The organism is Dinoroseobacter sp. PD6, from assembly GCF_028807315.1.
In the GTDB taxonomy this organism is placed as follows: Bacteria; Pseudomonadota; Alphaproteobacteria; order Rhodobacterales; family Rhodobacteraceae; genus Dinoroseobacter; species Dinoroseobacter shibae.
Genome location: NZ_JARAMN010000003.1, coordinates 430,331 through 443,550, shown reverse-complemented (window position 1 = coordinate 443,550; position 13,220 = coordinate 430,331). Strand labels below are relative to the sequence as shown.

Annotated in this window: 12 protein-coding genes and 1 tRNA gene; 5 read left to right on the top strand and 8 right to left on the bottom strand. The window is 68.4% G+C overall.

The window, feature by feature from the left end; genetic code table 11:
* Positions 1-47 precede the first annotated feature (47 nt).
* Positions 48-263 (top strand): hypothetical protein, encoded by a 216-nt coding sequence (locus PVW48_RS07860; protein ID WP_012178759.1) that lies wholly within the window; start codon positions 48-50, stop codon positions 261-263.
* Here the strand turns inward: PVW48_RS07860 and PVW48_RS07855 are convergent.
* Positions 260-1,516 carry a pyridoxal-phosphate-dependent aminotransferase family protein gene (locus tag PVW48_RS07855; RefSeq protein ID WP_274580943.1) on the bottom strand — a complete coding sequence of 419 codons (1,257 nt, stop codon included), beginning with the start codon at positions 1,514-1,516 and terminating at the stop codon, positions 260-262. The genes PVW48_RS07860 and PVW48_RS07855 overlap by 4 nt on opposite strands.
* A 52-nt stretch (positions 1,517-1,568) precedes the next feature.
* Entirely contained in the window at positions 1,569-2,264 is a 696-nt protein-coding gene (locus PVW48_RS07850) for a TIGR04283 family arsenosugar biosynthesis glycosyltransferase (protein ID WP_274580942.1), read from the bottom strand.
* 89 nt (positions 2,265-2,353) lie between these two features.
* Between PVW48_RS07850 and ygfZ the strand changes: the two genes are divergently transcribed.
* Positions 2,354-3,139: a CAF17-like 4Fe-4S cluster assembly/insertion protein YgfZ gene (gene ygfZ, locus PVW48_RS07845; protein ID WP_274580941.1), complete on the top strand. Its 786-nt coding sequence runs from the start codon at positions 2,354-2,356 to the stop codon at positions 3,137-3,139.
* 15 nt (positions 3,140-3,154) lie between these two features.
* Here ygfZ and PVW48_RS07840 read toward each other — a convergent pair whose 3' ends face one another.
* Positions 3,155-3,601, bottom strand: a complete 447-nt coding sequence (locus PVW48_RS07840; RefSeq protein ID WP_012178763.1) for a DUF4399 domain-containing protein — start codon at positions 3,599-3,601, stop codon at positions 3,155-3,157.
* Positions 3,602-3,931: 330 nt separating this feature from the next.
* Positions 3,932-4,495 carry an elongation factor P gene (gene efp / locus PVW48_RS07835; RefSeq protein ID WP_274580940.1) on the bottom strand — a complete coding sequence of 188 codons (564 nt, stop codon included), beginning with the start codon at positions 4,493-4,495 and terminating at the stop codon, positions 3,932-3,934.
* Positions 4,496-4,708: 213 nt separating this feature from the next.
* On the opposite strand from efp, the gene PVW48_RS07830 reads away from it, so the two are divergent.
* Positions 4,709-5,029 carry a DUF6280 family protein gene (locus tag PVW48_RS07830; RefSeq protein WP_012178765.1) on the top strand — a complete coding sequence of 107 codons (321 nt, stop codon included), beginning with the start codon at positions 4,709-4,711 and terminating at the stop codon, positions 5,027-5,029.
* 165 nt (positions 5,030-5,194) lie between these two features.
* Positions 5,195-6,655: a cobyric acid synthase gene (locus tag PVW48_RS07825; RefSeq protein WP_274580939.1), complete on the top strand. Its 1,461-nt coding sequence runs from the start codon at positions 5,195-5,197 to the stop codon at positions 6,653-6,655.
* Between the two features lie 18 nt (positions 6,656-6,673).
* Here the strand turns inward: PVW48_RS07825 and PVW48_RS07820 are convergent, their stop codons facing one another.
* The 3 genes from PVW48_RS07820 to PVW48_RS07810 form a co-directional block, all read right to left on the bottom strand.
* Positions 6,674-7,378: a hypothetical protein gene (locus PVW48_RS07820; protein WP_274580938.1), complete on the bottom strand. Its 705-nt coding sequence runs from the start codon at positions 7,376-7,378 to the stop codon at positions 6,674-6,676.
* A gap of 143 nt (positions 7,379-7,521) precedes the next feature.
* The gene (locus PVW48_RS07815) at positions 7,522-8,823 is read right to left on the bottom strand and encodes a TolC family outer membrane protein (protein ID WP_083768424.1); all 1,302 of its coding nucleotides are present in this window, start codon (positions 8,821-8,823) and stop codon (positions 7,522-7,524) included.
* A gap of 131 nt (positions 8,824-8,954) precedes the next feature.
* The gene (locus tag PVW48_RS07810) at positions 8,955-9,608 is read right to left on the bottom strand and encodes a protein-L-isoaspartate O-methyltransferase family protein (protein WP_012178769.1); all 654 of its coding nucleotides are present in this window, start codon (positions 9,606-9,608) and stop codon (positions 8,955-8,957) included.
* A gap of 179 nt (positions 9,609-9,787) precedes the next feature.
* Here PVW48_RS07810 and PVW48_RS07805 point away from each other — a divergent pair.
* Positions 9,788-9,861, top strand: a tRNA-Cys gene (locus PVW48_RS07805).
* Between the two features lie 708 nt (positions 9,862-10,569).
* On the opposite strand, the gene PVW48_RS07800 is transcribed toward PVW48_RS07805, so the two are convergent.
* Positions 10,570-13,077: a cation:proton antiporter gene (locus PVW48_RS07800; protein WP_274580937.1), complete on the bottom strand. Its 2,508-nt coding sequence runs from the start codon at positions 13,075-13,077 to the stop codon at positions 10,570-10,572.
* Between the last annotated feature and the right edge of the window lie 143 nt (positions 13,078-13,220).

Sequence of the window (13,220 nt, the reverse complement as noted above, 5' to 3'; positions counted from 1 at the left end):
GGGTTTTGAGTTATCTTCTCCTGCAGACGCCATGCACGGAGGCCCCGATGCAGAACCAGATGCCCCAGCAGAACCGCCCCCCGGGCCGGGTGCAGGACTACACCCTGCCCTTCCTCGTCGCCTTCGGGGTCGTGCTCTTCTGCGTTCTGGGCTTCGTCTGGGCGCTCTACGGCTTCGTCCCGGCGCTGGCGGCGGCCTACCTGATCGACCAGTGGATCAAGCTCAAGCCGCTGCACCGCAACGGCATCAAGCCGCGCGACTAGGCCTCGGCCACCACCCCCGCCGCCGCCTCCAGCGCGCCCGGACCGTGGGGGATGCCCAGCGCCTTCAGGCCCGCATCGATCGCCCCGAGTGCGCCCAGCACCATATGCGCGTTCACATGGCCCATGTGCCCGATACGGAAAAACCCGTGCCAGGCCGGATCGCCCGGTGGCGCCATCCCCAACCCGATGCCCAGAGTCAGGCCCGCATGCGCGGTCACCCAGTCGCGCAGGGCCGTCGCATGGGGCGCCTGCATCCGCACACAGGTGACCGCATGGCTCCGCAAGGCCGGATCGGCGACGTTCATCTCGACATGCCCCGCCCCCGGCCCCTGCCCCCAGGCCTCCAGCGCCGCCCAGACCGCGCGCGCCAGGGCCGCATGCCGCGACAGAACCGGCTCCAGCCCCTCCTCGTGCAGGATCATCGTCAGCGCCTCGCGCAAGCCGTACAAGTGATGCGTCGGTGCGGTGCCGTAGAAATACTGGTAGAACGCCTCGGGCGAGACCCGCGTGGTCCAGTCCCAATAGGGGCTGACCAGCTCCAGCCGCGCCCGCGCCTCCGACGCCTTCTCGTTGAAATAAACGAACCCCATGCCCGGCGGCGTCATCAGCCCCTTCTGGCAGCCGGTCATCATCACGTCGACGCCCCACTCTTCCATGCGGAAGTCGTCGCAGGCCAGGCACGCGATGCAATCCACCATCAACAACGCCCCGTGCCCCGAGGCATCCATCGCCGCGCGCAGGGCCGCGATGTCGTTGCGCACCGAGGTCGCGGTATCCACCTGCACCGCCATCACCGCCTTGATCGTGCCTTGGGTGTCGCTGCGCAGGGTCGCCTCCACGAGGCCTGGATCGAACGTCCCCCGATCCCCGAAATCCAGGATCTCGACCGCCAGGCCCAGCCCCGTCGCCATGTTTGCCCAGTTGCGCGCGAACATCCCCGTGGCCACCACCAGAACCCGGTCGCCCCGCGCGCAGGTATTGGCCAGCGCGGCCTCCCAGACCCCGTGCCCGTTGGCGACATACAGCGCCACGTCCCCCGAACACCGCGCCACCGCCTTCAGGTCCGGCACCATCCCGTGAACCATCTCGACCAGCTCCCCGGTATAGATGTTGGGCGCGGGCCGGTGCATGGCCTGCAACACCCGGTCCGGAATGACCGAGGGCCCGGGAATGGCGAGATAGGGGCGCCCGTTGGCAAGGCTGACCGAGGGGCTTTTCGCAGGAGTTTTGGCGGGATTTTTCGGGGGGCTCATGGGAGGCTCCGTTGAACAACCCGCACAGGACTAGGGCGGCCTCGCGGCAGGGTCAATCCCGCCCCGACGCCCCGCGATAGGCGCGCGCCAGCCGCGCGGGATCGGCCCCGCCCAGATACCGCGCCAGCAGCGACAGGTTCCGCGCTCCCCGGCGCAGCCAGCCCTCCCGCTCGTACCGCGCCGCACTGGTCGACACCGTCACCCCCAGCGGCGCCAGCCGCCCGCGCAGGGCCCGCGCCAGGGCCACATCCTCCATCAACGGCAGATCCGGAATGCCCCCCACCTTGCGCAGCAGATCCCGGTGGATCAGCAAGCCCTGATCGCCATAGGGCAACCCGAATGCCCGCGTGCGCAGGTTGGCCCACCCCGCCACGACCCGCGCCATGGGATGCCCGCTGTCGAACCGCAAATCGCCGTAGCGCGCGCGCCCGGCCTCCGGCAGCGCGTCGATCACCGCGCCGCTCCAACCCGGCCCAAGGGCCGTATCCGCATGCAGGATCAACAGCCACGGCGCCCTGGCCGCGGCCACCCCGCGGGCGATCTGCCCGCCCCGCCCTGGCGCGCCGGTGATCCAGACCGCGCCCGCGGCCTCGGCCACCCGCGCCGTGGCATCGCTCGAGCCGCCATCGGACAGGATCAGCTCCGCGATCAGCCCCGCCTCCAGCCCCTCGGTCAGGGCCGGCAGCGACCGGCGCAACCCGTGCTCGGCGTTCAGAACCGGCATGATGATCGACAAGGGCGCGGGCATGGCCCCTCCGGGCGGAACAGACGAAAACCGGTCCCTTGTGGTCCGGCGCCAAACCTATATGTGAGGATCAGATTGAATGGGAGAGGGAAATGCCCGACCACAGCAGCCCCGCAACCGACCCCGTGATCGAGGCCGCACCGGCCCGCGCCGTGATCCGCGTGACCGGCCGCGACGCCCGCGATTTCCTGCAAGGCATGGTCACCAACGATCTGGCCAACGGGCTGGAGCATGGCCTCGTCTACGCCGCCCTGCTCAGCCCCCAGGGCAAGTACCTGGCGGATTTCTTCGTGCTCGCGCAGGATGACGCCCTGCTGCTCGACGCCCCCGAAGCGCTAACGCCCGACCTGCTCAAACGGCTGACCATGTTCAAGCTGCGCGCCGACGTGGCCCTTGAAATCACCGACCTGCCCGTCGCCCGCGGCCTCGGCCCCGCGCCCGAAGGCGCCTTGGCGGACCCGCGCGACCCGGCCCTCGGCTGGCGCCTCTACGGCGTGGCGGGCGGGCCCGAGGTGACGGATTGGGACGCGCTCCGCGTCGCCCATCTTGTGCCGGAGGCCGGGGCCGAACTGATCCCAAATGACAGCTACATCCTCGAGATGGGGTTCGAGCGTCTGCACGGCGTCGATTTCAAGAAGGGCTGCTATGTCGGCCAGGAGGTCGTCGCCCGCATGAAGCACAAGACCGAGCTGCGCAAGGGCCTCGCCCGGGTCGCGGTCGCGGGCGAGGCCGCTCCGGGCGACGCGATCACCGCAGGCGGCAAACCCGTCGGCGTGCTCGGCACCCGCAGCGGTGACCGGGCGCTGGCCTACCTGCGCTTCGACCGCGCCAACGGACCGATGGAGGCCGGGGCCGCCCGCGTCACCTGGACGCCCTGAGCCCCGGCCCGTCGCTTACTCGACGGTGACCGTGATCACCTCGGTCATGATCGGCGGATCATGGGGCACGTGGTTCATGTCCCCCACCACCAGCTGCATGGTGTGCTCCCCCGGCGGCAGGTCGAGCGTCACTTGCGTCTGCCCCCCGCCGAAATGGATGTGGTTCTCATCGGCCGGAATGCCGTAGAGCAGCTCCTCCGCCCCGTCCGGGCCCTCGCCCAGGGCCGGGCGGTTGAGCAGCAGGTGATGATGCCCCGTGGCCTCGTTCTCGACCCCGGCGGGGGCCACCCCCATTCCTTCGAGCCCGAAGACCACCGTCACCGGGCTGGACACCGTGGCCCCGTCTTCGAGGTTGACGAAATAGACCGCCGCGCCTTCGGGGGCGGGCGTGTCCCCGGCCCAGGCGGCCCCGGCCAGTGCTGCGGCCAGACCCGCCGCGATGAAGGTATTCCTGAATGTCATATGTAGTCCTCCCTGTGGTTGCAGACCCCGGTTGTCCCGGGCTTGCCCTCAAGAAGATAGACCGGATCGCGCCGCTTCCAGACGCAATTTCCGGCGCACGCTCCAACGCGATTTGCGCAACGGTGATTCGCTGATCGGGCGAAACCGGGCGGGTTTACCCAAGGGAACCTTGATCGAAATGCACAGGACGCCGCGCAAACCTTCCCCACGGGGAAGGTTTCAGACCCGGATCCGGCCCTTGGGGCGCGGCTGGCCCAAACCGCGCCTGGGTCTTTTTCGGGGTTTTTCGGAATGCGCCGCCGCCGGGGCGTTGCGCGAAATAAATTTCGCTCAGGCGCGCTCGGAATATTCCATGGTCTCGGTGTTCACCACGATCGCCTCGTCCTGGCCCACGAAAGGCGGCACCATGACCTTCACCCCATTATCGAGGATCGCAGGCTTGAACGAGTTGGCCGCGGTCTGCCCCTTCACCACCGGCTCGGTCTCGACCACGGTGCAGGTGACCTTCTGCGGCAGGGACGCGTTCAGCGCCTCGGACTCGTAATACTCGATCTGGATCGTCATGCCATCTTGCAGGAACGGACGCCGATCGCCCAGGATTTCTGCAGGCAATTCAATCTGTTCGTAGGTCTCGTTGTCCATGAACACGAGCATTCCGTCGCTCTCGTAGAGGAATTGCTGGTCCTTCTGCTCCAGCCGCACCCGCTCCACCTTGTCGGCGCTACGAAACCGCTCGTTGAGCTTGGAACCGTTACGCAGGTTGCGGAGTTCCACCTGGGCAAACGCACCGCCCTTGCCGGGCTTGACGTGATCGACCTTCACGGCGGCCCACAAACCGCCATTATGCTCCAGCACATTGCCGGGGCGTATTTCGTTTCCGTTGATCTTGGGCATGCGGTGAAACCATGGCAAAAGGTTGAACGAGGAGTGGCCGCTCCTATATCTGGCGGACGTGTCGGAAGCAAGCCGCATCAGGTTGCGTTAACCACGGCGACGCTATGCACAGGGAACATAACTGGTATAGAAAAAACGCAACCCAGAATCGGTGCGAAATCGTCATATTCGGCGCTACGCCTAAAAGACAAGAGCAATAATCAAGGATACCCCATGGCCGACTTCGTCGACTCGTCCGCTTTCAACTACGAACAGGGTCAGCGCGCGCGCAAACTCTTCGCTGCCGTTGTGCTTGCCGCCCTGGACGATGCAATTGCGGATGACAAGAAATACGGAAACGGCCCGGAGCAGATTGCGCGCTGGGCGCGTTCGCGCGATGGACGTGAAGTCCTGTCCTGCGCGGGCATCGACCCGAACGAGCGCGTGGTGAACGGGCTCATGGATTTCGTGGCGCAAGGCGTGCGGACCTCCGTCGCCCTGTCCCGCGAAGAGAGCGAGCGTCGCAACGCGGCGCAGCAGGCAAAAGCCGCCTGATCCCGCCCCTTCCGTTTTCGCGATTGAACGCGTGTCCGTCGGGCACGCGTTTTTTCGTGCGGGACATCACCCCTCCCGGGCGCTGACCGGGCGGCGGGCCGATCCGGGCTTGTCCAGGGGGCCGGGCCGGGTCTACTCCTGCCGGGGCCGAAACGCGGAGGGGACATGACACGAGCCATCATGGTGCAGGGGGCGGGCTCCAACGTGGGCAAGTCGATGATCGTGGCGGGGCTCGCACGGGCGTTCAGCCGGCGCGGGTTGGTGGTGCGCCCCTTCAAGCCGCAGAACATGTCCAACAACGCCGCGGTCACCGCCGACGGGGGCGAGATCGGGCGTGCCCAGGCGCTCCAGGCCCGCGCGGCGGGCGTGGCCCCCAGCGTGCACATGAACCCCGTCCTGCTGAAACCCGAGACCGACACCGGCGCGCAGGTGATCGTCCAGGGCCAGCGCTTCGCCACCTTGCGCGCGCGGGACTACGCCAAGGCCAAGCCGCAGCTGCTGGCCCCGGCGGTCGACAGCTACCGGCGGCTCGCAGCCGAGGCCGACCTGGTGCTGATCGAGGGCGCGGGCAGCCCGGCGGAGATCAACCTGCGCGCGGGCGACATCGCCAATATGGGCTTTGCCGAGGCGGTGGCGGCGCCCGTGATCCTGGTGGGCGATATCGACCGGGGCGGCGTGATCGCGCAGCTGGTGGGCACCCACGCGATCCTGCCGCCACCCGACCGCAACCGCATTTCCGCATTTGCAGTCAACAAGTTCCGCGGCGATGTTCGACTGTTCGACGACGGCGTCACGGCGATTGCCGAGCGGACGGGATGGACCCCGCTGGGCGTGATCCCGTGGTTCGCGGACGCCTGGCGCCTGCCCGCCGAGGACGTGATGGACGTGGCGTCGCGCAGGGGCGGCGCGTTCAAGGTTGTGGTGCCACGGCTCAACCGGCTGGCCAATTTCGACGATCTCGATCCGCTGGCCACGGAGCCGGGCCTCAGCGTCGAGATCATCGAGGCCGGGCGCCCCCTGCCGCTCGACGCGGATCTGGTGCTGATCCCCGGCAGCAAGTCCACCATCGCGGATCTGGCGCATTTCCGCGCCCAGGGCTGGGATATCGACCTTGCGGCCATCGTCCGGCGTGGCGGGCATGTGGTCGGGGTCTGCGGCGGCTACCAGATGCTGGGCCGGACCATCGCGGACCCCGAGGGGATCGAGGGCGCCGCAACGCAGGTGCCGGGCCTCGGCCTGCTGGATGTGTCCACCGTGATGCGCCCGCAGAAGCACCTGCGCCTGACCCAGGCCACGGAGGTCGAGAGCGGCGCGGCGCTGGAGGGCTACGAGATCCATCTGGGTGAGACCAAGGGGCCCGATTGCACCCGACCCTGGCTGCGGGTCGGGGACCGGGCCGAGGGGGCGGTGAGCGCGTCGGGCCGGGTGCGCGGCTGCTACCTGCACGGGCTGTTCGCGTCGGATGCGTTCCGGGCGGCGGTGCTGACGCGGCTGGGCGCGCCGGTCAGCGCGCGCAGCTTCGAGACGGAGGTGGAGGAGACGCTGGATGCCCTCGCCGCCCATCTGGAGACCCATATGGATCTCGACGCGGTGCTGACCCAGGCCCGGCCCGTGCCGGAGCTGTGATCGGCGGCGCGGCGGGGATCAATCGCGGGCGCGGGCGTCCAGGCTGCGGGTGATCTCGGTCCGCACGAGGGACTGGAGGCGGCGTGCAACCAGCGCGTCGATCTCGGCGCGCAGTTCTTGCCGGACGATGTCGCGCACCAGCTGCCGCAGGGCCCCGGTGTCGATCCGTCCCTCCGCATCCACGAGATGATCGAGCGCCTGCGCCTCCGCGCTGGTTCCGGCCTCGGCCAGGGCGGCCCGCATGGTCTTGCCGACCGCGGCGCGCAGGGCTTCGGACATCTCGGGCAGTGCGGAGACCGCGTCATGGGCCGGGAACCGGTCGAGGTCGGAATCCTCGGCGTAATCCTCCCCCGCCAGCGGATCGACCCGCAATGGCAGGCGCCAGGGCTCCGGCGGCCGGATCTGGAATTCGGGGGTCAGCAGCAGGGTGCAGGGGCGCGCATCGTCTTCGCCGTCTTCGGAGCGCGTGTCGTCGGTACCCTGTTGCGCGACGAGGTCCGGCGGACGGCTCAGCGGTCCGGACGGCGCGTCCTCCGGTCGGGCGAGATGGGTAACGATACGGTCCACGAAGGGGGTCTCCCGCGGGGCGGGCCCGGGCGCCGCGCGGGTCTGCGGCGGCGGCGCGATCGGCTCGGTCAGGGTCAGGGGCGGCGGGTGGTCCGGGTTGGATGCGGGCTTCGGTTCGGCAAGCTGCCGGATCGTGTCGAGGACATCGGCTGGCATGGGCTTCAAGGGCGCTCTCGGCATCACGTCATCCCGCATGAACTACAAGATAGTGTAGGAACGCATCCTTTCTCACACAAGAAAAACCTGCCCCGACCGGCCGCTTGTCCCGGGTCGCGGGACAATCACGCGCCCTTGGGCGGTTAGTCGCGCATGATGCTTTGCAGCACCCGGTCGAGCCGCGCACCCTGCGTACTGGTCGCCGGCGCATTGGACACCGCGTTGAAATACGCGGCCGGGTCGTAGGTCGGCACCGGCAGGCCGAGGTAGTCCACGGTCATCAGCCCCATGGCCGACAACAGGTCATAGACCGCCTGCACCGCGGAGATCTCGGCCGAGAGCAGGGCTGTGCGCGCGTCGAGCACATCCTGTTCGGCGTCCAGCACATCGAGCGTGGTCCGCGCGCCCAGGCGGGCTTCCTCGGTCACACCTTCGAAGGCGATCTCGGCGGCCTCGACCTGGCGACGGGTGGAGTCGATATTGGCCCGGGTCACGAGGATTTCGGCCCAGGCGATGCCGACGCGCTGCCGGATCACCAGCACCGACTGGTTCAGGGTGGCGCGGGCGTTCTCGACCCCCGCCAGTGCCTGACGGTACTGGGCGCTCAGACCGCCGCCCTGGTAGATCGGGCCCGACAGCGTCAGCCCGATGCTGGAATCGGTCGTGTCATCGAGCGAGTCGCGGATCGACCGGGAGATGTTGGCCGTGGCGCTCGCCGTGGGCAGGATCGCCTTCTGGGCGACCTCCGCCACGATCTCGGAGGCGCGCACGTTATGGCGGCCCTGCAGGATCGAGGGGTGCGTGCGCTCGGCGATCGAGGTCGCCTCCTCGACGGTGGCGGGGATCGCCGGTGACGGGGGCGGCGGGGCCAGGGATTGCGGGAACTGTCCGACCACGGCGCGATACACCTCCCGCGCGGCGGCCTGCTGACCCAGGGCGCGGGTCAGGTTGGCATTGGCCTCCGCCAGCCGGGCCTCGGCCTGGGCGACATCCGTGCGGGTCACCTCGCCGACCTCGAACCGATCGCGCGCGGCGCGCAGCTGTTCGGTGATCACGCGCACGTTGTTGCGCCGCAGGTCCACGTTGTCATTGGCGCCGCGGACGTTCAGGAAGGCGCTCACCCCCTCCAGCAGGACGTCCTGCTCGGTGGCGCGCAGGGCCTCGCGCGTCGCCAGCACCAGTTCCTTGTTGGCCTCGATCCCCAGCCGGGTACGGCCGAAGTCGAACAGCAGCAGGGACGCAGTGATCCCGAGCGAGCCATTGTCGGTTTCCCGGCCGAAATTGTCCGAATAGCCGTAATCGGCCGAGTAGTTCAGGATCGGGCGGAGCCGGGACACGGCGATTGCTACGTCCTCGTCCGCGGACCGCAGGAGCGCGCGGCTCTGCTCGATCAGTTCGCTGTTCTTGTAGGTATCGACCAGCGCATCGGTCAGGGATTGGGCCATTGCGGCACCGGACGCGGCGCACAGGACGGCCGCCCCGAGGACGGTATGACGCACGAATTTGGAGAACACTGCCTGCACCTCTCTCGTGATCGAATCACTTTTTTTCGAATATGCAGGCTGGTGGAGAGCGTTTAAAGCATAAATGCCTGTTCTTGGGCGAAACCGTTCAGAACTGGTGCAGATGCGTTGAACTCGAAACGCCAGCTGACGTCGCCATCGACCTTGTAGCCGAGCCGGCAGGCGCCGAGGCCCTTCTCCATGAAGATCGCGGCGATGCGACCGCCTTCCTTGACCTGGTCGAGGATGGCGGGGGGCATCCGCTCCACCCCGCCCTGCAGGATGATCACGTCATAGGGGCCGTGTTTGGCCGCCCCTTCGGCAAGCGGCGCGTGGATCACGGCGGCGTTGTCGACATTCTCGGAGGACAGCAGCGTCTCGGCCTCGCGGGCAAGGTCTTCGACCTCTTCGACCGCGACGACCGCATCGGCCAGCCGCGCCAGCAGGGCCGCCGAGTAGCCCAGCCCGCAGCCCAGGTCGAGCACCATCTCGTCGGGCTGGATGTCCAGGGCATCAAGCATCTTGGCCAGGGTCCGCGGCTCCAGCATGACGCGGCCGCCGCCGAGGGGAATATTCTCGCTGATATAGGCGATCTCGCGCTTGTCGTCGGGGGTGAAGACCTCGCGGCGGACATGGAGCATCGCGTCGATGATGTTGAACTTGGTGACGTCGGAGGGGCGCACCTGTGTATCGACCATCATGGTTCTGCGGGCGGCATAATCGGTCATCGGGTGATCTTTCCAACTGGCTCGGCTTGGTTTGCCATATCACAGCGCGCTCGGCAACGCGCGCGCGGTGCGACACGGAGGCCCGGATGGGTCCGGAAGCTCCCGCAGGGCCAGCAGCACCCCCCGAGCCGCTTGCACCGCCCCGCCCCCGGTGCTAGAGCATCGGCGCACCCTGGCGCGGCGAGTTGGCGGAGTGGTGACGCAGCGGATTGCAAATCCGTGTACACCGGTTCGATTCCGGTACTCGCCTCCATGCATTTCTCTCGATTGCGGGTTTTCGCTGGACGCGTTGGGGCGGCCGGTTGAGGTCCGCACTTGGTGGCTGGCAGGATGACCATGGCGTGGTACGCGGGCGTCTTACAGCATCGCAGAGCTTGCGGCTCCGAGATCGATCCGGGCCCCGTGCCCCACCGTCGGCTTGGGAGGATCAGGATTTCCTCTTGGAAGCGGCTGCGTGGAGCGGAAGTGCCCATTGTCGAAATTGTCGCCCTGGCGGCTTGAGCACTTGTGATCTTTGTCAGCATGAAATGCGCGCACAGAGTGTCCTGCAACGGGGCCATGGGCACCAGCTTCGTGATGCCCCCTCGGCGTCTGCCCGGTCCCTTGGAACCAAATCCTGGGGGGTGGCAGGCCGGGCGTGCAGTCCAGGGGCAGCGCCCTGTCGGCAGTCGGTCTTCGCGGTCGTTCCACCGAAGGGGTGAACGGGTGCCGTGTGGATGCCGGGGCTGAGGTCAAAGTGCGCGTGGAGCCGGCGCGCGGGAGCACTCGGGGTGGCCGCGTGCCGGTCCCGCCACGGGTGGGCGGCACGCCCGACGTGCAGGCGCTTCTGGGACACACAGGCTGAGGGGTTCGGCGCGGGGCGCGCGCGATACGCGCCCCTATCGCAGGTGTCGATGTCATGGTGCGCCGCATGGGTCGGTGGTCGGCGCGTGGGCGTGCGGTAGCCCACGACGTGACATGGTCAGGGGTCGGCGGGGGCGAGGATCTGGTTCGGATCGAGGCCGCGTTTCTCGGCACTGGCCCGGACGGCATCGCGCAGGGCGGCGCTGCGGTTCAGCAGGGCCCGGAACCGCGCCACGTCCAGGACCAGCAGCGTGGTGGGGGCAATCGCCCGGGCTTCGGCGCGGCGCGCTTTCTTCATCAGGATCGCGATCTGCCCGAACATCTCGCCCCGGCCGAGCCGCCAGGTTTGCCCCGCGCTTTCGACTTCGACGGCCCCAGAGGCGATGAAATACACGCTCCGGACGGGGCGGTTCTTGTGCAGGGCGATGTTGCCAGCGTTCACGTAGCGGGTTTTCAGCGCCCGCGACAATTGCCGCAACGTCTTGTCATCGAGGTCCGAAAACAGCGGGAACTGCCGGATCAGCTCGAGCCGCTGCACGGCGATGTCCAGCGGCGGGCGATGCTCTGCCTGGGCCCGGCGCGTGGCAAGGTCTTGCATGAGGGTGGTGAAGACCTCGGCGCCGATCAGCCCGTCCTCCCGCATGGCGGCGTATTCACGCTCTTCCAGCCGCAGGGCGGTCCGGCGGATGAAGCGCCGTTCCAGCTCTTCTGCGTAGCCCGGATATTGCAACCGCAGCCCGTCGAGGGCGGTCTCCACCATCTCGATCCGCCGGGCCAGCAATTCGAGCAGCAGGTCCGCGACCCGTCGCCCATGGATGCGCCGAATGCGGCCTTCGATGAAGGCGTCGAGATCCCGCAGGGTCAGGCGTTGCGACAGCAGAAGCTCGAACCGGTCCGCGGTCATCCGTACGAGGGGGCCGGACAGGCCGAACCGGCGGCGCAGCAGCCCGGCCACCCGGAAGCCCGGCCCGTAAGCGACAGACCGGCGCGCGGCGCGCTGGTAGCCGTTGCGCCCCCCGGCCCGCGCCCCTTCGATCAGCCGGTCGGCATCGAGCAGGGTCTGCTCGGCCATACGGGCGGAAATCGTGCGCTCGCGCACGCGCGCCAGGATCGTGTAGCGCTCGAACCCCGCAAGGGCGATCAGGCCCAGGGTGATCCGGTCACGATCGAGGATATCGTCGCTGTCCTCGGCGGCCTTGACCGCCTGTTCCAGCCGTTCGCCAAAGGCCTTCGCCTCGGCCCGGACCACGTCATGGGTCAGGGCGTAATCCTCGGTGGTGCGCGCCACGTCCTCGCGCACGGTCTGAAGCGACACCGCGATCACCTGGCGGGACATCGCCTCGTCGATCGGCGACAGTTGGTCGAGCCCGAGCCAACCGATGACCGCGCGCAGGGTCGTGCCCTGCACCAGCAGCGTGAAGAGGGTGAAGCCGGTGGCCAGGATACCCACGAGGCGTTTGACTTCGCCGGGGACCCAGATGCTCTCGGTGACGGCCAGGGCAAGGGCAAGGGTGACGGCCCCGCGCAGCCCGCCCCACAGGATCGCGGTCCGATAGGGCCGTTCCACATGGGGCGAGACCCGCATGAGCGTCAGAAGCGGCAGCAGGCCAAAGAGCACCACGGCGCGGGCCGCGAGCGCCGCCAGGATCACCACCCCGAGCAGGACGAAATCCGACAGCCGCACGCCTTCGAGCAGCCGCGGAATGAGCAGGGCGGCGAGGATGAAGATCAGCGCCCCGGCCCAGTGTGCCAGCAGGTCCCAGACCTCGCCCAGGTTGGCCCAGGCCTGCGGCGGCAGGCGACCGGGTCCGGTCAGGTTCAGGGTCAGCCCCGCGGCCACCACAGCGATCACGCCCGAGGCGCCCACGACCTGTTCCGAGCCGATATAGGCCAGGTAGGGCAAGGCCACCGAGACCGAGATCATCGCCAACTCGTGGGCGCGGAACAGCGCCATGATCCAGACCGCCACCCGCGCGGCGAGCCAGCCCGTCAAGGCACCTCCGGCGATCAGGATTGGGAACTGGCCGAGGGCCTCGCCGAGCCTAGGATCGGGCACCCCCATCATCACGAAGCCCATGAACAGCCCGAACAGGGCGATGGCCGCGGCGTCGTTCAGCAGGCTCTCGCCCTCGATGATCCGCGACAGGCGCCGGGGGGCCGAGATCGACCGGAAGATCGAGACCACCGCCGAGGGGTCGGTCGTCGACACGATGGCCCCGATCAGCAGGCAGGCCACCAGCGGCAAGGTGCTGGCCCAGGACAGCGCGTAGCCCACACTCAGCGTCGCCACGACCACCGCGACCACCGCCAGCACCATGATCGGCACCCAGTCGTCGAGCATGCGCCGCAGGTTCATCCCCAGCGTCGCCTGGAACAGCAGCGTGGGCAGGAAGACGTAGAGAAACACGTTCGAGCTGATCGGCAGACCGAGGATCGCCTCGGCCACCGGGTTGAGGGCATCGGTCAGGTCCGTGCGCAGAAAGAAGATCGCGCCCGACCCGATCAGGATGCCGAGGACGGCGAGGATCACGGTGAAGGGCAGCCGCAACCGCGCGGCAAGAGGCTCTGCCGCACCGATGACGAGAAACAGCGATGCAATCACCGCGGAAACAATGACGATGTCCATGAACAGTCCGTAGCGGAATAACGCAAACGCAGAAACGGCCCAGATGGCCCCGCGTCCAAATATCCCCGCGCGGTGCGCGGACGGGCGCTGGCGCGCGGGCCCGGCACCTGCATCGGGCTGCGTGCGACAACGGGATCTTTGCG